Origin of the sequence: Pseudomonas sp. Ag1 (assembly GCF_000278565.1) — a bacterium.
In the GTDB taxonomy this organism is placed as follows: domain Bacteria; phylum Pseudomonadota; class Gammaproteobacteria; order Pseudomonadales; family Pseudomonadaceae; genus Aquipseudomonas.
Genome location: NZ_AKVH01000087.1, coordinates 21,173 through 41,013, shown reverse-complemented (window position 1 = coordinate 41,013; position 19,841 = coordinate 21,173). Strand labels below are relative to the sequence as shown.

General features: G+C 61.9%; 15 protein-coding genes. 5 read left to right on the top strand and 10 right to left on the bottom strand.

The genetic code is table 11. The features are described from left to right. The first annotated feature begins 4 nt into the window (after positions 1-4). Both A462_RS22705 and A462_RS22710 read left to right on the top strand, forming a co-directional pair. A complete protein-coding gene (locus tag A462_RS22705; protein WP_003216727.1) occupies positions 5-1,279 on the top strand; it encodes an MFS transporter in 1,275 nt (424 codons plus the stop codon). Between the two features lie 168 nt (positions 1,280-1,447). Next, positions 1,448-2,374 carry a GGDEF domain-containing protein gene (locus A462_RS22710; RefSeq protein ID WP_003216729.1) on the top strand — a complete coding sequence of 309 codons (927 nt, stop codon included), beginning with the start codon at positions 1,448-1,450 and terminating at the stop codon, positions 2,372-2,374. Positions 2,375-2,395: 21 nt separating this feature from the next. Here the strand turns inward: A462_RS22710 and A462_RS22715 are convergent, their stop codons facing one another. From A462_RS22715 to A462_RS22745, 7 genes are all read right to left on the bottom strand, one after another. Then, positions 2,396-3,157 carry a TenA family transcriptional regulator gene (locus A462_RS22715; RefSeq protein WP_218166164.1) on the bottom strand — a complete coding sequence of 254 codons (762 nt, stop codon included), beginning with the start codon at positions 3,155-3,157 and terminating at the stop codon, positions 2,396-2,398. A 79-nt stretch (positions 3,158-3,236) separates the two neighbouring features. Continuing rightward, positions 3,237-5,699 (bottom strand): EAL domain-containing protein, encoded by a 2,463-nt coding sequence (locus tag A462_RS22720; RefSeq protein WP_008433239.1) that lies wholly within the window; start codon positions 5,697-5,699, stop codon positions 3,237-3,239. Between the two features lie 75 nt (positions 5,700-5,774). Further along, complete coding sequence (locus A462_RS22725) at positions 5,775-7,595, bottom strand: ABC transporter ATP-binding protein (protein WP_003216734.1); 1,821 nt, start codon at positions 7,593-7,595, stop codon at positions 5,775-5,777. Then, the gene (locus A462_RS22730; RefSeq protein ID WP_008433236.1) at positions 7,588-8,223 is read right to left on the bottom strand and encodes a DsbA family protein; all 636 of its coding nucleotides are present in this window, start codon (positions 8,221-8,223) and stop codon (positions 7,588-7,590) included. Before A462_RS22730 ends, A462_RS22725 begins: the two co-directional genes overlap by 8 nt. A gap of 3 nt (positions 8,224-8,226) precedes the next feature. Next, positions 8,227-9,171, bottom strand: a complete 945-nt coding sequence (gene trhO, locus A462_RS22735) for an oxygen-dependent tRNA uridine(34) hydroxylase TrhO (RefSeq protein ID WP_003216738.1) — start codon at positions 9,169-9,171, stop codon at positions 8,227-8,229. Between the two features lie 274 nt (positions 9,172-9,445). Beyond that, entirely contained in the window at positions 9,446-9,739 is a 294-nt protein-coding gene (locus A462_RS22740) for a BolA family protein (RefSeq protein ID WP_003216739.1), read from the bottom strand. A gap of 6 nt (positions 9,740-9,745) precedes the next feature. After that, complete coding sequence (locus A462_RS22745; RefSeq protein WP_003216742.1) at positions 9,746-10,264, bottom strand: DUF2059 domain-containing protein; 519 nt, start codon at positions 10,262-10,264, stop codon at positions 9,746-9,748. Between the two features lie 193 nt (positions 10,265-10,457). On the opposite strand from A462_RS22745, the gene A462_RS22750 reads away from it, so the two are divergent. Then, positions 10,458-11,846, top strand: coding sequence for a class II fumarate hydratase (locus A462_RS22750; RefSeq protein ID WP_003216744.1), 1,389 nt, complete (start codon positions 10,458-10,460; stop codon positions 11,844-11,846). Here the strand turns inward: A462_RS22750 and A462_RS22755 are convergent. The 3 genes from A462_RS22755 to pap all read right to left on the bottom strand — a co-directional run bounded on the left by A462_RS22755 (position 11,843) and on the right by pap (position 15,782). Then, positions 11,843-12,799, bottom strand: a complete 957-nt coding sequence (locus A462_RS22755) for a DMT family transporter (protein ID WP_003216745.1) — start codon at positions 12,797-12,799, stop codon at positions 11,843-11,845. The two genes, A462_RS22750 and A462_RS22755, sit on opposite strands and share 4 nt — an antisense overlap. 187 nt (positions 12,800-12,986) lie before the next feature. Then, positions 12,987-14,171, bottom strand: coding sequence for a thiolase family protein (locus A462_RS22760; RefSeq protein WP_003216747.1), 1,185 nt, complete (start codon positions 14,169-14,171; stop codon positions 12,987-12,989). 102 nt (positions 14,172-14,273) lie between these two features. Beyond that, the gene (gene pap, locus A462_RS22765; protein ID WP_008433230.1) at positions 14,274-15,782 is read right to left on the bottom strand and encodes a polyphosphate:AMP phosphotransferase; all 1,509 of its coding nucleotides are present in this window, start codon (positions 15,780-15,782) and stop codon (positions 14,274-14,276) included. A 141-nt stretch (positions 15,783-15,923) separates the two neighbouring features. Between pap and mnmC the strand changes: the two genes are divergently transcribed. Beyond that, on the top strand, positions 15,924-17,912 hold the full coding sequence (mnmC, locus tag A462_RS22770; RefSeq protein ID WP_008433228.1) for a bifunctional tRNA (5-methylaminomethyl-2-thiouridine)(34)-methyltransferase MnmD/FAD-dependent 5-carboxymethylaminomethyl-2-thiouridine(34) oxidoreductase MnmC: 1,989 nt from the start codon (positions 15,924-15,926) through the stop codon (positions 17,910-17,912). 154 nt (positions 17,913-18,066) lie between these two features. After that, a complete protein-coding gene (locus tag A462_RS22775; protein WP_008433226.1) occupies positions 18,067-19,839 on the top strand; it encodes an N-acetylglutaminylglutamine amidotransferase in 1,773 nt (590 codons plus the stop codon). Positions 19,840-19,841: the final 2 nt, after the last annotated feature.

The following is a 19,841-nucleotide window of genomic DNA, read 5'->3' as shown; positions in this document are numbered from 1 at the left end:
CGCTATGGAAGTCGCCGCTTCGGCGGGTGCGTTGTCGCCCGCGCAAAACAAACTGTGGATCATCGTATTCATCTTCTGCTTCCTCGGCCTGCTGATCGACGGTGCCGACTTGATGCTGCTGTCCTACAGCCTCAGCAGCCTCAAGGCCGAGTTCGGCCTGACCAGCGTCGAAGCCGGCAGCCTGGGCAGCTTCACCCTGGCCGGGATGGCCATCGGCGGGATTTACGGCGGTTGGGCCTGTGACCGTTTTGGCCGGGTGAAAACCGTGGTCTGGAGCATCGTGCTGTTCTCCGCCGGCACGGCGATCCTGGGCATGACCCACAGCTATTGGCAGTTCGCGAGCACCCGTTTCTTCGCGTCCCTGGGCCTCGGCGCGCTGTATGTCGCGTGCAACACCCTGATGGCCGAATACGTGCCGACCCGCTATCGCACCACCGTGCTCGGCACCTTGCAGGCCGGTTGGTCGGTGGGCTATATCGTCGCCACCCTGCTCGCCGGCTGGATCCTGCCGAACCACGGCTGGCGCTGGTTGTTCTACGTGGCGATCATCCCGGTGATCCTCGCCGTACTGATGCAACGCCTGGTGCCGGAGCCGCAAGCCTGGATCAAGGCCCAGGCCGAACGTGCCCGGGAAAAGGCCGAAGGCATCAAGCGCGTGTCGGCGAAGAAACCCGACGGCATGTTCAAGCTGATCTTCAGCGACCCGAAAGCCAGCCGCATGTTTATCCTCTGGGCACTGACCGCAGGCTTCCTGCAGTTCGGCTACTACGGCGTGAACAACTGGATGCCGTCGTACCTGGAAGGCGAGCTGGGGATGAACTTCAAGTCGATGACCAGCTACATGGTCGGCACCTACGCGGCGATGATTTTCGGCAAGATCCTCGCCGGGCTCGCGGCAGACCGCCTGGGCCGGCGCCTGGTGTTCGCCGTCGGCGCGCTGGGCACGGCGATTTTCCTGCCGGTGATCGTGCTGTTCCAGAGCCCGGACAACATCCTGTGGATGCTGATTGTGTTCGGTTTCCTGTACGGCATCCCCTACGGCGTGAATGCGACCTACATGACCGAAAGCTTCGAAGCGAAATTTCGCGGCTCGGCAGTGGGCGGCGCCTACAACATTGGCCGAATCGGCGCGGCGGTGGCACCGGCAGCCATTGGTTTCCTGGCGTCCCATGGCTCGATTGGCGTGGGATTCCTGGTCATGGGCGGCGCGTACTTTATCTGCGGCGTAATTCCAGCGCTGTTTATCCGTGACAAGCAGTTCGACCCGCAAAAACAATAAGCCCAACCCGGGGCCCGCGGCGACGCGGCCCCGGCTATAAGACGTGCGGCAGTTATACCCTTAGACAAACCGGGCTAGACTGTACGTCAGTCCTACGGAACTGAAGGAACAGTACGACGCTCTCACCCAGCCTGTAAGACAGTTTTGTGCTTAGAGGCTCATTCGCTTATGAAAACACCGACCCAGACCAACGCAATTGACTTCGACAGCGCCAAATTGCAACGCCTGGGCTTTGGTCAGCCTTCCCTTCTTACACGACGCCCCGCGACGGTTGAGCAACTTCGCCAGCAACTGGGCATGCAATTGCAAACCAGCCTGGAGCCGGAGCATATCCTTGCGTTGTTCTTCCGCGAGATCCAACGCCTGGTGCCGCTGGACGCCCTGCAATACCGCCACGAAGCCAGCGACCTGCGCCTGGAGTACGGTCACCGCGGCCATCATTCGGTGAGCTATGCCCTCAGCCATGAAGGCGAGCACCTTGGCGAACTGGTGTTTCGGCGCAACCAACGCTTTCTCGAAGACGAACTGGCCAACCTGGAATCGCTGCTGGCCACCTTGCTCTACCCGATGCGCAATGCCCTGCTCTACCGTGCGGCGACTCGCAGTGCCCTGCGCGACCCACTGACCGAAACCGGTAACCGCATCGCCATGGACCAGACCCTGCAACGGGAAATCGACATGGCTCGCCGGCACCTGCAACCCCTGTCCTTGCTGATGCTGGACATCGACCACTTCAAGCACATCAACGACAGCCACGGCCATGCCACGGGCGACAAGGTGCTCAAGGCGGTCGCCGCCTCGATCAAGAGCCAGCTGCGCAATGTGGACATGGTGTTCCGGTTTGGCGGGGAAGAGTTTCTGATCCTGCTGTCCAACACCGGCCGGGACGCGGCGTCGATGGTCGGCGAGCGCCTGCGCCAGGCGGCACAGGCCCAGGATTATTGGGCGGATGATGAGCGGATCGAATTGACGGTGAGCCTGGGCTGCTCGACCTTGCTGGCGGGAGAGTCCGCCGAGAGCCTGTTGCGCCGGGCGGACAGCGCCTTGTATGTGGCCAAGCGTGAAGGCCGCAATCGGCTGGCAATGGCGGGGTAATTTACCCCGCCATCACCCCGTTTACGCCTCGCTGGCAACCAGGGCCGGTTGTTTGCGGGGGGCGGCCACCGACTTTTCCAGCTGCATGCAACGTTCCAGGAACAGGTACATGTAGTCGTAGCTCTTGCAGACCGCCTGGCGCAGCTCTACCTGCAGTTCCTTGGTCGGGTTCATGCCGGCCAGGGTGCAGATGATTTCCAGGGCTTCCCAGGGATGTGCGTCATCGTACTGGGCATGCATCTTCAGCCACTTCATCGCGCGCTTGCGGTCTTCCTCAGGGAAAGCCGCGGCATAGACGCCGGTGGAACACACCACGGCGGACCACTCCCCAGTGGCCCCCTCGATGGCGTAGTTGGTGGCGGCAATCGCGACAATCAGCGAATCGGCCGAGCTGGTGTGCCAGCACCAGTGGCTCAGTGCATGCAGCTCCGGCGGCACTTCCTGTGCCTGCAATTCTTCCAGGCTGACACCATGGGCGCGGGCCCAATGCACCCAATAATCGGCGTGGTTGAGTTCCACGCGAATATTGCGCATCAGCCAGCGGCGCGCCATGTCCTCCCCAGGATGGCGGGCAAATTTGGTCTTGGTGAGGTTCTGTGCCATGTACAACGCAAACTGTTCAACCACCGGCCAGCCACCAATCAGGTAGTGGCGCATGGTCTTGGCGCTGAGCTTGTTATCGCGCATGCGCTGGTACAGTTCGTGTTCGACAACGCGACGCTTGCTCTCGCTACAGTCCTGGATCAGCTGTTGCGCCCAGGCGGGGTAACTTGAGGCTTCCATAAGCGGGCCGGTTCTGTTGAATGTGTCGATCACTGTCGGGCTCCTTTTGATTTGTGATATGTACAGACCAGCAAATGTTTCATCGGAACGTGCCAGGCGCCTTGAATAACAGAGGCTGCGGTCGCACAGGTCGACACTGCAAACTATCAAAGGTAAACAACTGCGGTCGCTCGATCAGGTATCCCTGAGCGTAGTCGACCCCGATCTCAAGCAAGGCTTGTTCGATCTGGGGTGTCTCGACAAATTCGGCAATTGTGCGCTTACCCATGACATGACCGATGTGATTGATCACTTCGACCATAGCGCGGTTAATCGGGTCGTCCAGCATATCCTTTACGAAACTTCCATCGATCTTCAAGAAGTCTACAGGTAAATGTTTAAGATATGCGAACGAGGACATCCCGGCGCAGAAGTCATCCAGGGAGAAATGGCACCCTAACTCTTTGAGCTCGTTGATAAAACGAATCGCACTACCCAAATTCGCTATAGCGCTGGTTTCTGTAATTTCAAAACAAATCATTTCCGGTGGAATGCCATAGGCAATGAATTGCTCACGCAGGAACCCAAGAAAGTCCTCATCGCCGATGGTAGTGCCTGACAGATTGATCGCACACATGGCCATGGGCCGGCCCGGGCGCTCACGCATGCAGCCCGCGATGATCTTGAACACGTTCTCCACCACCCAACGGTCCAGGGAGGTCATCAAGCCGTAACGCTCGGCGGCCGGGATAAAACTGTCCGGCAGGATGATCCGCCCCGCCTCGTCATGCAGGCGCAGCAGGATTTCGATATGCCCATCCCCCTGTTCGGTGTGCCCAAGGGGCGCGATTTCCTGGGCGTACAGGCAAAAACGGTTCTCTTCCAGCGCCATGTGCAGGCGTTGCACCCAGGCCATCTCGCCAAAGCGCAGGGACAATTCCGAGTCATCGGCGTGATACACCTGCACCCGGTTGCGGCCCTTTTCCTTGGCCATGTAGCACGCCATGTCGGCGGCTCGCAGGGAAGTCTCCAGGGTGGTCGGGGCGTGCGTGATGTGCACCAGGCCAATGCTCACGGTGGTGACAAACGGCCTGCCCTTCCACACAAAGTGCAGGCTCTGCACGGTGTGGCGCAGGCTTTCGGCGATTTTTTCCGCCACCGGCGCCGGGCAGTTCTCCAGCAGGATGCCGAACTCGTCGCCCCCCAGCCGGGCCAGGGTGTCACCTTCACGCAGGTCGGACTGCAAGAGCGCGCAGATATGCCGCAACAGTTCATCCCCCGCGGCATGCCCGCAGGTGTCGTTGACCAGCTTGAACTGGTCCAAGTCGAGGAACATCAAGGCATGGCGCCCGGTTTGCTGGCGCCCGACGTTGTGCAGCACCTGCTCCAGGCGGAACTCGAACTCGCGGCGGTTGGCCAGGCCGGTCAAGGCGTCGTGGGTGGCCTGCCAGGACAGGTTGGCGATGTACTGGCGTTCCTGTGTCATGTCGTGCAACACCAGCACCGCGCCGACGACTTTGCCGGCACTGCGGATCGGCGCGCCCACCAGGGTGACGGACACGGTGGTGCCATCCAGGCGCTGGATCAGCTTGGAGTGCTCGCTGCCCCCACCGAGCTGGCCGCCCAATATGTGTTCGATCAGGGTAAAGCCGTCGGCCTGGGCATTTTCGTCCAGCAGGTTGAACAGCGCCGCCAGCGGCAGCCCCTGGGCCTGGGCGGCTTTCCAATGGGTCAGGGCTTCGGCGGCCGGGTTCATATACGCAATGGCGCCGTCGACATCGGTGGTGATCACTCCGTCGCCAATCGACTCCAGGGTGATCTGCGCCCGCTCCTTCTCCAACTGGAGCGCGTCGGCAAACGCATGCCGCTGGGCCAGCAGCTTGTGGGTGCGCAACAGCGCCAGCACGATCAAGCCCAGTGCCGTGGCCAGGTTGGTCACCAGCAGCAGGCGCAGAATCATCCGCGAGCCTTCACCCAGGGCATCGCTGAAAGCTTTCGCGGCCGGCGTCACCCCGTCGTTGATCGCGAAGATCCGCTGCTTCCAGCGGTGTACGTCGCTGCCGCTGACCTGATTGGCCATGATCGCTCGGTGCATCTCCTGGGCCAGGTCGTCCAGTTGCACCAGGTAGCCATCGCCCACCGTCCACAGTTCAATGGCTTTTTCCAGGTAACTGAAATGGCGGAAGTTGAGGTACAGCCAGATCAGGCTGGAAACGTCGTCAGGGTGGTTACCGCCCTTGAGGATGCCCTGGCGCGCGGCAGGCAGGTCCGGCGTCGGGCGGTCCAGGGCCAGCCGCAGCTCATGCCCGCCCTGGGGTACGGCAATCGCGTTCTGGTATTTGAGGTAGGTGGCTTCGTCGCGGCTGTCGGCGTAGAGCGTCAGGTAAAAGATCGCGTCTTTCTGGCCCTTGGACCACAGGCTTTCGCCCGCCACATAACCGCGCACCGCCGAGAGTACGTAGAGACTGACGCAGCCTAACAATGCCTGGAACAGCACGACGGCGATAAAAGGCCACACAATGCCCAATAACCGAGGGGTTCCGAGAGTCTGCTTTTGCTTCATGAGGTCCCTTGCACATGCACAACTAAAATACGCACGCGAGTGAAAACCGCTCCTGATAGCTCAGCGTAGGCTAAATCACCGCACTTGTTGCAAGTGTCCGTAAAGTTTGGCGTACAAGCCACCATCAGCAATCAACTGCTGATGGTCGCCATCTTCGGCAATATGGCCGCCATCAAACACCAATACCCGATCCGCCTGTTTCACCGCCGACAGCCTGTGGGCGATGATCAACGTGGTACGGCCACTGAGAAACCGCGCCAGCGCCTGGTGCAGGTTGTATTCGGTTGCCGCATCCAGGGCCGAGGTGGCCTCGTCGAGTATTACCACTTTCGGCTCCGCCAGCACCATCCGTGCAATGGCCAGGCGTTGACGCTGCCCACCGGAAAAGCGCACGCCGGAGCGTCCGACCACGCTGTCCAGGCCCAGCGGCAGCGCCTTGACGGTCGCATCCAGCTGGGCAATTTCCAGCGCCTGCCAACAGGCCTGGTCGCTGCGCTCGCGGCCCATGGTCAGGTTGGCGCGCACCGTATCATTGAACAATGCCGGGTGCTGCAGCACCACGGAGACATTCTCGCGAATCGTCTCCAGGCCGATTTCCTGCTGGGTCGAACCACCGAAGCGAATGCTGCCGGCCTGCGGCGTATACAGCCCCAGCAACAGTTGCACCAGGGTACTTTTGCCGCCGCCGCTGGCGCCGACAATCGCGACTTTTTCACCCGGGGCGATGTTCAGGTTCAACTGGTCCAGCACCAGTTCCTCGCCGTAGCCGAAATTCAGGCCGCGCACTTCGATGCCGACGGTCTCGCGTCCGGTAAACGGATCGGCACCGCCCGCGTATTGCGGTTCATCGGCGCGGGCCAGCAGTTCGTTGATCCGCGTCAGCGCCCCGCCCGCCGCGTAGTAGGCGTATTGCAGGTTCAGCAACTGTTCCACCGGGCTGATCATGAACCACAGGTAACTGAACACCGCGAGCATCTGGCCGATGGACAGGTCGGAAAACAGCACCGTCAGCATCGCCGCCGCACGGAAGATGTCGATACCGAACTGGAACAGCAAGCCACTGGCGCGGCTGGAGGCGTCGCTTTTCCACTGGGAATTGACCGCAAAATCCCGCACTTCCTGGGCCCGCTGGCCCAGGCGACCGAGGAAAAAGCCCTGGCGATTGCCGGCACGCACTTCCTGGATCGCATCGAGGGTTTCGGTGAGCGCCTGGGTGAACCGCGATGTGCTGTCGTTTTCCAGCTTCTTCAGGTGCTTGACCCGCTTGCCCAACTGCACCGTGGCGTAGATCACCAGCGGGTTGAACAGCAGGATCAACAGCGCCAGCTTCCAGTGCATCCACATCAGGATCCCGGAGGTGCCTACCAGGGTGAGCATCGCCACCAGGAACCGGCTGAGGGTTTCACCGACGAATTTGTCCACCGTGTCCAGGTCGGTGACCAGGTGCGTGGTCACCGTGCCGCTGCCCAGGCTTTCGTATTCGCTGAGGGAAATGCGCTTGAGGCGCTCGATCAGCCGCACGCGAATGCGATAGACGATGTCCTTGGCCAGCCGCGCAAACAACCGCGCCTGCAGCACGTTGAACACCAGGGCGCCGCAGCGCAACAGCAACGTCACCAGCAACATCAGGCCGATATAGCCGGCGGCCTTCTGCCAACCCAGGGGCAATGCGTGGTTCATCACCTTCAGTGCCGCATCGCCATGGCCCAACAGCACTTCGTCCACCAGCAACGGCAGCAGCAATGGAATCGGCACGCTGCACAAGGTTGCCAGCACGGCGACGCCATTGGCGATCCACAGGGATTTCTTGTGATGCAGCGCCAGGCGGCGGACTTCCGCCCAGGTCAGCCGGTCGACACGCTTGGGTTGCTCAACGGGATCGGGCTGATCATGCACAGGCAGCTCGCTCCAGCCAGCGGCTCAGCAGCGGCGCCAATTCGGACAGCGGCTGATAGCCGTTGGTCAGCAGCGCCAGTTGCCCATTACGCTCCGCCAGCAAGGTCGGGAAACCGGCGATGCCCAGGTCCTGGACCCAGGTGAAATCCGCCGCGGTGGCCGCGTGCTGGTCGGCGCGGTCGAAAGCTTCGGCGAACTCGATACGCGGCACGCCGGCGGTCTCGGCCAGTTCCACCAATACGTCGGCGCGGGTCACGTCGCGCCCTTCGACGTAGAACGCCTGCTGGATCAGGCCCAGCAGTTTCCACGCGCAATCCGGCGCCAGGCTGCGGGCAGTGACCACGGCGCGGCAAGCCGGCTCGGTGTCGTAGACAAAACCATCAGGCAGTGCACCTTCACGCTTGAACGGCTGGCCGGTAGCGTCGGTCACGGCCTGCCAATGCTCAAGAATATAGCGCCGGGTCGTCGGCTCCAGCGCCGCGCCACTGCCGGTGCGCAAGCCGCCCACCACCAGGTGCAGCTCCACGCCTGCGGCCTGGGCCTGCTCAACCAGCGCCTTGGCCACCGGGGCGAAACCCCAGCACCAGGAGCACATCGGATCCATTACATAGAGCAGGCGTGCGGACATGGCTCAGGCCTCGGAGGATGGGGATTGCTTGTAGTTGTAGCCAATCGGGTGCGGCATATTGCGGGCCTTGGCCAGTTCAATCTGCTTTTGCCGGTCGATCGCGCTGCGACGGGTCTTCTCTGAAAGCTTATCCCAGCAATGCGGGCAACTGATGCCAGCTACATAGTGTTCGGATGCACGGTCCTCGACGCTGACCGGTGTGCGGCAGGCATGACATTGATCGTAGTCGCCTTCGCTCAAGTCGTGGCGCACGGTCACGCGATTGTCGAACACAAAGCAGTCGCCCTGCCACTTGGTTTCTTCCTGCGGCACCTCTTCGAGGTACTTCAGGATGCCGCCCTTGAGGTGATACACCTCGTCGAAACCCTCGCTGAGCATATAGCTCGAGGCCTTTTCGCAACGAATGCCGCCGGTGCAGAACATGGCGACTTTCTTGTGTTTGGCCGGGTCGAAGTTGGCTTTGATGTAGTCGGGAAATTCGCGGAAGCTGGTGGTCTTCGGGTCGATCGCGCCTTCAAAGGTGCCGATGGACACTTCGTAGTCGTTGCGGGTATCGATCAGCAGCACTTCAGGGTCGCTGATCAGCGCATTCCAGTCCTGCGGCTCGACGTAGGTGCCGACTTTCTTGTTCGGGTCGACGCCTTCGACGCCCAAGGTCACGATCTCTTTCTTGAGCTTGACCTTGGTGCGGTAGAACGGCTGCTCGTCGCAGTACGACTCTTTATGGTCGATGTCGTCCATGCGCGGGTCGTTCTTGAGCCAGGCCATCAAGCCATCAATGCCTTCGCGGCTGCCGGAAACGGTGCCGTTGATGCCTTCTTCGGCAATCAGCAAGGTGCCTTTGATGCCGTTGTCGACCATCGCCTGCAGCAGTGGCTCGCGCAGGGCGACGTAATCTTCGAGGGTGACGAACTTATACAGTGCCGCCACGACAATCGGTTGAGTCATGGGTGTTCTCTCCAGGTGGCTACCCTCGTAAAGGGTGAACCGGATGCAAAAAAAACGCGCCGACTGAGCGGCGCGTTGCGGATTCTAACAAAAATGGCGACGATTATGGACCGCCTCTTACTGTGGCGAGGGAGCTTGCTCCCGCTGGGCTGCGGAGCGGCCCCAACCAGGCAGTTGCAACCTTTCAGAAAGCTCGCGGTGATTGGCAGAAGGGCTGCTGCGCAGCCCAGCGGGAGCAAGCTCCCTCGCCACATCACGCTGATGTGCCACAGTGTCAGTGACCGCCGGCGCAGGTCGGCGAGGCCGGGGCTGCGTCGATTTTCGCCCATTCTTCAGGCGTGTAGGTATGCAGCGCCAACGCATGGAATTCGCTCATCAGGTCACCCAACGTGGCATAGACCTTCTGGTGGCGCTTGACGCGGTTGAGGCCCTCGAACTGCTGGCTGACCAGCACGGCCTTGAAGTGGGTCTGCAACCCACGGCTGTGCATATGGCTTTCATCCAGCACGCTCAAGTGTTCCGGGCTCAGGGCGACGAGTGCCGATTCGATACGCTGTTGCATGGTCATTCCTGTTTACTTCTTCTTGGCCGGGGCCGGGGCTTTTGGCGTCAGCTCGTTGGTCATGTCTTCCAGCAGCTTGTTCACCACAGGTACCGCGCTTTCCAGCTTGGCCTGGGTCATCTGGGCCGATTGCTGGGTCAGCTGGGGCATTTTCTCCAGGACTTTCTTGCCCAGTGGCGACTGGTAGAACGCAACCAGGTCCTTGAGCTCGGATTCGCTGAAGTTGTCGGTGTAGAGCTTGATCATGTCCGGCTTGAGCTTGTTCCAGCCGATGGCCTGGTCCAGGGCGGTGTTGGCCTTGGCCTGGTAGGTGTCCAGGACGGTTTGCTTGGAAGCAGGCGCCTTGGTCTGCTCGAAACGCTGGGCGAACATTTGTTGCACTTGCATGTACACCGGGGTACCCAGCTTGTCGGCATGGGCCAGGGTAAGGAAGGCTTCGGCACTGGCGTTGTGGCTGGCGGTATCGGCAAAAACCTGGCCGCTGGCACATACCAGAGCAACCGCGGTACAGATGGCACGAAGACGAGTCATCGAGTTTCCTTTTCTAGCAGGCGAGGTAAGACCCCAAGGGCGCCCATTCTGCGCCTAAAAAACGCCGCGGCTCAACCCCACGCCTTGTGGGGCCTGGTTTTGCGGGGCTTAATCCGATGAAAAGTCTTTTAAGGGAACCCCACCGGGCGATCAGGGCCTAAACTGCGCAAACGAACCTGAAGGAGTGTGCCCGATGAGCCGTATCGAAACCGACAGCCTGGGAGAAGTGCAAGTCCCGGATGACGCTTACTGGGGTGCGCAGACCCAACGCTCGCTGGTGAACTTCGCCATCGGCGACCAGCGCATGCCCCTGGCTGTGTTGCACGCCCTGGCCCTGATCAAGAAGGCTGCGGCCCGGGTCAACGACCGCAATGGCGACCTGCCCGCCGACATTGCCCGGTTGATCGAACAGGCCGCCGACGAAGTGCTCGCCGGCGAACACGACGACCAGTTTCCCCTGGTGGTGTGGCAGACCGGCAGCGGCACCCAGAGCAACATGAACGCCAACGAAGTGATCGCCGGCCGTGCCAACGAGCTGGCGGGCAAGCCCCGTGGAGGCAAGAGCCCGGTGCATCCCAACGACCACGTCAACCGTTCCCAGAGCTCCAACGACTGCTTCCCCACCGCCATGAGCATCGCCGCCGTGCAGGCCGTCACCGAGAAGCTGTTGCCGGCGATCCGTGAACTGTCTGGTGGTTTGGCAGAGTTGTCGGCGCGCCACATGAAGCTGGTGAAAACCGGCCGCACCCACATGATGGATGCGACGCCCATCACCTTCGGCCAGGAAGTCTCGGCCTTTATAGCGCAACTCGACTACGCCGAACGCGCGATCCGCAGCGCCCTGCCCGCCGTGTGTGAACTGGCCCAGGGTGGTACTGCCGTCGGCACCGGGCTCAATTCGCCCCACGGTTTTGGCGAGGCGATTGCCTCGGAATTGGCCGCGCTGTCGGGCCTGCCGTTTGTCACCGCACCGAACAAATTCGCCGCGCTGTCGGGCCATGAGCCGTTGACCACCCTGCACGGCGCCTTGAAGACCCTGGCCGTGGCCCTGATGAAAATCGCCAACGACCTGCGCCTGCTGGGCTCCGGCCCGCGTGCCGGGCTGGCGGAAGTCAAGTTGCCGGCGAATGAACCGGGCAGCTCGATCATGCCCGGCAAGGTCAACCCGACCCAGTGCGAAGCGCTGTCGATGCTGGCTTGCCAGGTGCTGGGCAATGACGTGACCATTGGCTTCGCCGCCAGCCAGGGCCACTTGCAGTTGAACGTGTACAAGCCGGTGATCATCCACAACCTGCTGGAATCGATCCGCCTGCTGGCCGACGGTTGCAGCAACTTCCAGGAGCACTGCATCGCCGGCCTGGAACCCGACGCCGAGCAAATGGCCGCGCACCTTGAGCGTGGCCTGATGCTGGTGACTGCGCTGAACCCGCACATCGGCTACGACAAGTCCGCCGAGATTGCCAAGAAGGCCTATGCCGAAGGGCTGACCCTACGGGAAGCGGCGCTGAAGCTGGGCTATCTCACGGACGAAGAGTTCGACCAGTGGGTGCGTCCGGAAAACATGCTGGAAGCCGGTCATTAAGACGCCAATCGTGCACGCCGGGCCCTGAGCCCGGCGAACAGCGACGGCGCCAACGCCACGGTCGCAGACCCCAGCACCACCAACACGGCACCGCCGTAGCCGAGGGCATTGATGTCTTCGGCGTGCACATACTCGGGCCACATCCAGGCGGCCAGCGCCACCGCGACGAAAGTCACCAATGGCGTCAGCGCCAGGGTGGCGCTGACCCGCGAGGCTTCCCAGTGGGCCAGGGCTTCGGCGAATGCGCCGTAGGCAATCAGCGTATTGAAACAGCAGGCCAGCAGCAGCCAGCCTTGCAGCGGGCTCAGTTGCAGCGCTTCCATCGGGTGCGCCCATGGCGTCAGCAAGAGCGCGCAGGACAGGTAGATCACCATCATCACCTGCAACGAATTCCATACCGTCAGCAACTGCTTCTGGCCCAAGGCGTAGAAGGTCCAGATGGTGGTGGCCAGGAGAATCGTCAGCACCCCGGCGGTGTAGCTGCCCAGGGAGGTCAACAACTCGGTCAGGCGCTGGTTGAAGAACAGGCCGAAGCCGATGATCAGCACCAGCAGGCCCATGCCCTGCCCGAGGCTGAAGCGTTCCTTGAACACGAAGACGCTGGCGATCATCAGGAAGATCGGGCCCACCTGTACCACCAGTTGCGCGGTGCCGGGGCTCAGCAGTTTGAGGCCGACCAGGTAGAGCACGTAGTTGCCCATCAGGCCGCACACGGCGATTGCTACCAGCCAGCCACCTTTTGGTCCGAGGGAGCGCCAACTGGGCAGGCGCCTTACGGCGGCGAGATAGATAAACAGACAACTGCCGGAGACGACCAGGCGAAACCAGGTGACGGTGACGGGGTCCATCACCTGCAAGACCTGTTTGAGTTTGATCGGCAGAATGCCCCAGAGCAGCGCGGTCAGCAGGGCCAGGGATAAACCGTAGACCCAACGGCCCGATGAGATGTGCATGAGTGCCCCGAATGCCTGAGGTGGAGGAGGTGCATTCTAGGGGGATGTGAACGGATTGGGATACGGTGCTGATCAAATGTGGGAGCGGGCTTGCTCGCGAAGGCGGTCTATCAGCCAACATTTTCATCGACTGCCCCGCCGCATTCGCGAGCAAGTCGAATCGTCGCACCGCCACTCCCACACTGAGTCAGCGTACGGCTTCGAACAAGCCGGTGGCCCCCATGCCGCCGCCCACACACATAGTGACAATGCCGTAACGCAACTTGCGCCGCTGCAACTCACGCACCAGATGCCCCACCTGCCGCGACCCCGTCATCCCAAACGGATGCCCGATGGAAATCGACCCGCCGTTGACGTTGTACTTGGCGTTATCAATTTCCAGCCGATTACGCGCATAAAGGCACTGCGAGGCAAACGCCTCATTCAACTCCCACAAATCAATATCCGCCACCGCCAGCCCACGGGCCTTGAGCAACTTGGGCACCGAAAACACCGGCCCGATCCCCATCTCATCCGGCTCACACCCCGCCACCGTAAACCCGCGAAAAAACGCCTTGGGCTTAAGCCCCAGTTCCAGCGCTTTTTCCAGGCTCATCACCAGTGTCATGGAAGCCCCATCAGACAACTGCGACGAATTCCCCGCCGTCACCGACCCATCCTCCGCAAACACCGGCTTCAATCCCGCAAGACTGGCCAACGTCGTATCCGGACGATTGCAATCATCCCGATCCACCACCCCCTCCAACACCTGCACCGCGCCAGTGTTCTTGTCCTCAACCTTGTACTTCACCGCCATCGGAACGATTTCATCATCGAACAACCCGTCAGCCTGGGCCTGAGCCGTACGCTGCTGGCTTTGCAGCGCATACAGATCCTGCTCTTCACGACTGACGTGATACCGCCGCGCAACGATTTCCGCCGTCTGCCCCATGGGAAAGTAAATGCCCGGCACCTGCTCCTTGAGCAACGGATTGATCAGGTTATCGGTGTTGACGCTCTTCATGGTCAGGCTGATGGACTCGACCCCACCGGCGACAATGATCTCGCTGCAACCGGAAGCAATCTGGTTGGCGGCGATCGCAATCGCCTGCAACCCCGAGGAACAGAAACGGTTGAGGGTCATGCCCGCCGTACCGGTACCCAGTTGCGACAACACCGCCACATTGCGGCCGATGTTGTAGCCCTGGGCACCTTCGTTGGAACCGGCGCCGACGATGCAGTCCTCGACCGTGGCCGGGTCGATGCCGTTGCGGGTCAGCAACGCGTTCACGCAATGGGCAGCCATGTCATCGGGACGGGTCTGGTTGAACTTGCCGCGAAAGGACTTGGCCAGGCCGGTTCGCACGCTGTCGACGATCACTACTTCACGCATGGGCTACCTCAATTGTTGTGGTTGTTGAGAGATGGATCGAGCATAGATCCCGCCCTCTTCAACCGCGACAATCATTCACCCCGCGTATGCAAAAGCATGGCGTTACTTCTTCTTGTCATGCTTGTCGGTCTTGTCGAACGCTTCCTCCAGCGCCCGGTTGATGGTGCGCAGTACCTTCACCCGCGCCCAGCGCTTGTCGTTGGCTTCAACCAGCGTCCACGGCGCAATCTCGGTGCTGGTGCGGTCTACCATGTCGCCCACCGCCGCCCGGTAGTCGTCCCACTTCTCGCGGTTACGCCAGTCGTCCTCGGTGATCTTGAAGCGTTTGAACGGAATTTCCTCGCGGGCCTGGAACCGCTCCAGCTGCGTCTGCTTGTCGATCGCCAGCCAGAACTTGACCACGATCACCCCGGCGTCGCGCAGTTGCTCTTCGAAGTCGTTGATCTCGCCGTAGGCGCGCATCCAGTCCGTCGGCGTGCAGAAGCCTTCGATGCGTTCCACCAGCACCCGGCCATACCAGGAGCGGTCGAACACGGTGAACATGCCCCGCGCCGGAATCTTCTGCCAGAAACGCCACAGGTAAGGCTGGGCGCGCTCGTCTTCACTGGGCGCGGCGATCGGCACGATGTGGTACTGCCGGGGATCGAGGGCTGCCGCCACACGCCGGATGGCCCCACCCTTGCCCGCCGCGTCGTTGCCTTCAAACACCGTCACCAACGCGTGCTTGCGCATGCGTTTGTCGCGCATCAGCCCGGAGAACCGTGCCTGCTCGGTAATCAGTTGTTCTTCGTAATCGTCCTTTTCAAGGCTCAGGCTCATGTCCAGGCTGTTCAGCAGGCTCATCTGGTCAACCGCCGATGGCAGCGGCGCCGGGTTCATGCCGCTGGCTTTACCCTTGGGCACTTTCAAGGCGTTTTGCAGGCCTTCGAGCAGGATCTTGCCGACGGTCAGCCCGCGGTAGTGCGCATCGACACCCTCGATCACATACCAAGGCGCATAGTCACGACTGGTGCGGCGCAGGATCCGCTCACCAAAATGCACAAACTTGTCGTAGGTCTTGGACTGCTGCCAGTCCAGCGGGCTGATGCGCCAGCTGTGCAGTGGGTCGTCCTGCAAGGCCTTGAGCCGGGATTTCATTTGCTTCTTGGAGAGGTGAAACCAGAACTTGAAGATCAGCGCGCCTTCGTCACACAGCATCTTTTCCAGGCGCTCGGCACCGGCGATGGCCTGGTCGAGCCGCGCATCCTTGATCTCGCCATGGACGCGACTCTGCAGCATCTGGCTGTACCAGTTACCAAAAAAGACCCCCATGCGACCTTTCGCCGGCAGCTGGCGCCAGTAGCGCCAGGCCGGCGGGCGGGCCAGTTCTTCGTCGGTCTGCTGGTCGAAGGTGCGCACCTCGATCAGGCGCGGGTCCATCCATTCATTCAGCAATTTGACGGTTTCACCCTTGCCCGCACCTTCGATGCCATTGATCAGGATGATCACCGGGAAGCGCTTCTGCTGTTGCAGTTCGTACTGCACTTCCAGCAAGGCTTCACGCAGGGCCGGCACTTCGGCGTCGTAGGTGTCTTTGTCGATGGCGTGACCGATTTCGGCAGATTCGAACATGGGCGGCTCCGTTCCAGAAGTGATCAAGACTAGCGGATTGGGCAACAACACGTGGCAGGAAATTCCACAGCGGCTTGCCATGGATCAATGACAACCCTGTTGATCAGCTAGAATGGCCGCCTTGCCTTTGCCGAGCCGCTCATGAACCCCGTATCCCACGCCCAGCTTGACTGGGATGACCAAGGTCGCCCGCACTCGCGGGTCTTCGATGACGTGTACTTCTCCGACAAGTCGGGCCTTGAAGAAACCCGCTACGTGTTCCTCGAACAGAACCGTTTGCAGGAACGCTTTGCGGCGCTGCCGATGGGCGGGCGCTTGGTGATTGGTGAGACGGGCTTCGGCACCGGCCTGAATTTTTTGTGCGCCTGGCAGTTGTTTGATCAACACGCGGTGGCGGGTGCACGCCTGCATTTTGTCAGCGTGGAAAAGTACCCGCTGAGCCACGCCGACCTGCAGCGCGCCCTCGCCCTCTGGCCGGAACTGGCACCGTTCGCCGAGCAGCTGTTGGCGCAATACATCGCGATTCACCAAGGCTTCCAGCGGCTGGTACTGGATAACGGTCGAGTCACCCTGACGTTGCTGATCGGCGACGCCCTGGAGCAATTGCCGCAACTGGACGCACAGGTCGACGCCTGGTTCCTCGACGGTTTCGCCCCGGCCAAGAACCCCGACATGTGGACTGCCGAGCTGTTCGCCGAACTGGCGCGGCTGGCGGCGCCGGGCTCGACCATCAGCACCTTTACCAGCACCGGCTGGGTACGGCGGTTGATCAACGCCGCCGGGTTCAAGATGAAGCGCACGCCCGGCATCGGCCACAAGTGGGAAATCCTGCGGGGTGAGTTTCTCGGCTGGCCCGCTGAAACGCCTGCGCCTGCCGCGGCAAAACCCTGGTTTGCGCGCCCACCTGCGGTTTCCGGTGAACGCCATGCACTGGTCATCGGTGGTGGCCTGGCCGGTTGCGCCACGGCGGCCAGCCTGGCGGCACGCGGCTGGCGCGTCAGTTTGCTGGAACGCCACGCAGCGCTCGCACAGGAAGCTTCCGGCAACCCGCAAGGGGTGTTGTACCTCAAGCTTTCCGCCCATGGCACGGCACTTTCGCAGTTGATTCTCAGCGGTTTCGGCCACACCCGGCGCCTGCTGGAACACCTGCAACGTGGCGTGGACTGGGATGGCTGCGGCGTGCTGCAACTGGCCTTCAACGCCAAGGAAGCCGAGCGCCAGGCACAACTGGCCGGCGCTTTTGCCCCAGACCTGTTGCACCTGCTGGATAAAGAGCAGGCACAGGCGTGCGCCGGGATAACGCTGGAGCAAGGTGGGTTGTTCTTCCCCGAGGGCGGCTGGGTTCACCCGCCGGCGCTGTGCGAATGGCAAGCCAGGCACCCGCTGATCGAAGTGCTCCAGCACCACGACGCCCTTGAGCTCAAGCAGGTCGACGGTCAGTGGCAGGCGTTGCAGGGCGATACGGTTCTGGCTCAAGCCAGTGTGGTCGTGCTGGCCGGCGCCGCCGAGATCAAGCGGTTTTCCTTCAGCGCTGACTTGCCCCTCAAGCGCATCCGCGGGCAAATCACTCGCCTGCCGCAAACGGCGCAAAGCCAGGCGTTGGCCACGGTGGTGTGCGCCGAGGGCTACGTCGCCCCGCCACGCCTGGGCGAGCACACCCTCGGTGCCAGCTTCGACTTCAAGAGCGATGACCTTACGCCCACGGTGGCCGAGCACGCGGGCAATCTGCAGATGCTGCGGGAAATCTCCCTCGATTTGCTGCAACGCCTGGGCGCCGACAGCCTGGCACCCGAACAGCTTGAAGGCCGCGCCGCCTTCCGTTGCACCAGCCCGGACTACCTGCCGATCGTCGGGCCGCTGGCGCAGCGAGAGGCGTTTGATCACACCTACGCCGCCCTCGGCAAAGACGCCCGGCAGGTCCCTGATGCGCCGTGCCCGTGGTTGCACGGCGTGTATATCAACAGTGGCCATGGCTCACGGGGGCTGGTCACCGCGCCACTCTGTGCAGAGCTGCTGGCCGCCTGGCTCGACAATGAGCCCCTGCCGCTGCCGCGCAGTGTCAGCGAAGCCTGTCACCCCAATCGCTTCGCGCTGCGTGCCCTGATCCGCGGTAACCCAGGCAAATCCTGAGGGCCACGACGGGCTTGCAACCCGTCAAGGCTCTTTGCCTTATAACGTATTGTTCTAAAACTCCCACAATTTACCCGGGTCAGTCTCTGGGTACCCGCCGTTTTGGCGGGCTGCATTTCTATCCCTCCCCAACGGAAAAACCGGTAAGGAATTTATGTGCGGATTAGCTGGAGAGTTACGTTTCGATCACCAACCTGCCGACCTGGCAGCGGTGGAACGAATCACCCATCACTTGGCACCACGCGGTCCTGACGCGTGGGGCTTCCATGCCCAGGGGCCGATTGCCCTGGGCCATCGACGCCTGAAAATCATGGACCTGTCGGATGGCTCCGCCCAACCGATGGTCGACGCCCAGTTGGGCCTGTCCCTGGCGTTCAACGGCGCGATCTATAACTTCCCGGAATTGCGTGAAGAGCTGGAAGCCCTGGGCTACGCCTTCTATTCCGGTGGCGACACCGAAGTGCTGCTCAAGGGCTACCACGCCTGGGGCGAAGCCCTGCTGCCCAAGCTCAACGGGATGTTCGCCTTCGCCATCTGGGAGCGCGATGCCCAGCGCCTGTTCATCGCCCGTGACCGCCTCGGCGTGAAGCCGCTGTACCTGTCGCGCACCGGCCAGCGCCTGCGTTTTGCCTCGGCCTTGCCGGCGCTGCTCAAGGGTGGCGATATCAACCCGATCCTCGATCCGGTGGCGCTCAATCACTACCTGAACTTCCACGCCGTGGTGCCGGCGCCGCGCACCCTGCTGGCGGGCATTGAAAAGCTGCCGCCCGCCTCCTGGATGCGCATCGACGCCGATGGCAAGACAGAACAGAAAACCTGGTGGACCCTGCCCTACGGCCCCCACGCCGATGAAGCCAACCTGACCCTGGAAGACTGGACCGACCGCGTGCTCGACAGCACCCGCGAAGCCGTGGCGATTCGTCAGCGGGCGGCGGTGGATGTGGGCGTGCTGCTTTCCGGCGGTGTCGATTCCAGCTTGCTGGTGGGCCTGTTGCGGGAAGTCGGCGTGCAGGACCTGTCGACCTTCTCCATCGGTTTTGAAGACGCGGGTGGCGAGCGCGGCGACGAGTTCCAGTATTCAGACTTGATCGCCAAGCATTACGGCACCCGTCACCACCAACTGCGTATCGCCGAAAGCGAAATCATCGAGCAATTGCCGGCGGCGTTCCGCGCCATGAGCGAGCCGATGGTCAGCCATGACTGCATTGCCTTCTACCTGCTGTCCCGGGAAGTGGCCAAGCACTGCAAGGTGGTGCAAAGCGGCCAGGGCGCCGATGAACTGTTCGCCGGTTACCACTGGTACCCGCAGGTGGATGGCGCAAGCGACCCGTACGCGGCCTACCGCGACGCATTTTTCGACCGCAGCTACGACGACTATGCCGCTACCGTCGCGCCGAAATGGTTGACCGCGAATGACGCCGCCGGTGACTTCGTGCGCGAGCATTTCGCCCAGCCCGGCGCCGATGCGGCGGTGGACAAAGCCCTGCGCCTGGACAGCACCGTGATGCTGGTGGATGACCCGGTCAAGCGCGTCGACAACATGACCATGGCCTGGGGCCTGGAAGCGCGCACGCCGTTTCTCGACTATCGCCTGGTAGAACTGTCGGCCCGCGTGCCGGGCAAATTCAAACTGCCGGACGGCGGCAAACAAGTGCTCAAGGAAGCGGCGCGCCGGGTGATCCCGAGCGAGGTCATCGACCGCAAGAAAGGCTACTTCCCGGTGCCCGGCCTCAAGCATTTGCAGGGTGACACCTTGAACTGGGTGCGTGAGCTGCTGCTGGACCCAAGCCAGGACCGCGGCCTGTTCAACCCGGCCATGCTCGACCGCCTGCTCACCGATCCCCAAGGCCAACTGACCCCGTTGCGCGGCTCCAAGCTGTGGCAACTGGCGGCGCTGAACCTGTGGCTCAGCGAACAAGGAATCTGATT

What these genes read in the sequence shown, in the direction of transcription:
- A462_RS22755 (WP_003216745.1), bottom strand. Translation starts at nt 12,799, where the DNA reads ATGCACATCTCATCGGGCCGTTGGGTCTACGGTTTATCCCTGGCCCTG.
- A462_RS22775 (WP_008433226.1), top strand. Translation starts at nt 18,067, where the DNA reads ATGTGCGGATTAGCTGGAGAGTTACGTTTCGATCACCAACCTGCCGAC.
- A462_RS22760 (WP_003216747.1), bottom strand. Translation starts at nt 14,171, where the DNA reads ATGCGTGAAGTAGTGATCGTCGACAGCGTGCGAACCGGCCTGGCCAAG.
- A462_RS22710 (WP_003216729.1), top strand. Translation starts at nt 1,448, where the DNA reads ATGAAAACACCGACCCAGACCAACGCAATTGACTTCGACAGCGCCAAA.
- trhO (WP_003216738.1), bottom strand. Translation starts at nt 9,171, where the DNA reads ATGACTCAACCGATTGTCGTGGCGGCACTGTATAAGTTCGTCACCCTC.
- A462_RS22750 (WP_003216744.1), top strand. Translation starts at nt 10,458, where the DNA reads ATGAGCCGTATCGAAACCGACAGCCTGGGAGAAGTGCAAGTCCCGGAT.
- A462_RS22715 (WP_218166164.1), bottom strand. Translation starts at nt 3,157, where the DNA reads ATGGAAGCCTCAAGTTACCCCGCCTGGGCGCAACAGCTGATCCAGGAC.
- A462_RS22740 (WP_003216739.1), bottom strand. Translation starts at nt 9,739, where the DNA reads ATGACCATGCAACAGCGTATCGAATCGGCACTCGTCGCCCTGAGCCCG.
- A462_RS22730 (WP_008433236.1), bottom strand. Translation starts at nt 8,223, where the DNA reads ATGTCCGCACGCCTGCTCTATGTAATGGATCCGATGTGCTCCTGGTGC.
- mnmC (WP_008433228.1), top strand. Translation starts at nt 15,924, where the DNA reads ATGAACCCCGTATCCCACGCCCAGCTTGACTGGGATGACCAAGGTCGC.
- pap (WP_008433230.1), bottom strand. Translation starts at nt 15,782, where the DNA reads ATGTTCGAATCTGCCGAAATCGGTCACGCCATCGACAAAGACACCTAC.
- A462_RS22745 (WP_003216742.1), bottom strand. Translation starts at nt 10,264, where the DNA reads ATGACTCGTCTTCGTGCCATCTGTACCGCGGTTGCTCTGGTATGTGCC.
- A462_RS22720 (WP_008433239.1), bottom strand. Translation starts at nt 5,699, where the DNA reads ATGAAGCAAAAGCAGACTCTCGGAACCCCTCGGTTATTGGGCATTGTG.
- A462_RS22705 (WP_003216727.1), top strand. Translation starts at nt 5, where the DNA reads ATGGAAGTCGCCGCTTCGGCGGGTGCGTTGTCGCCCGCGCAAAACAAA.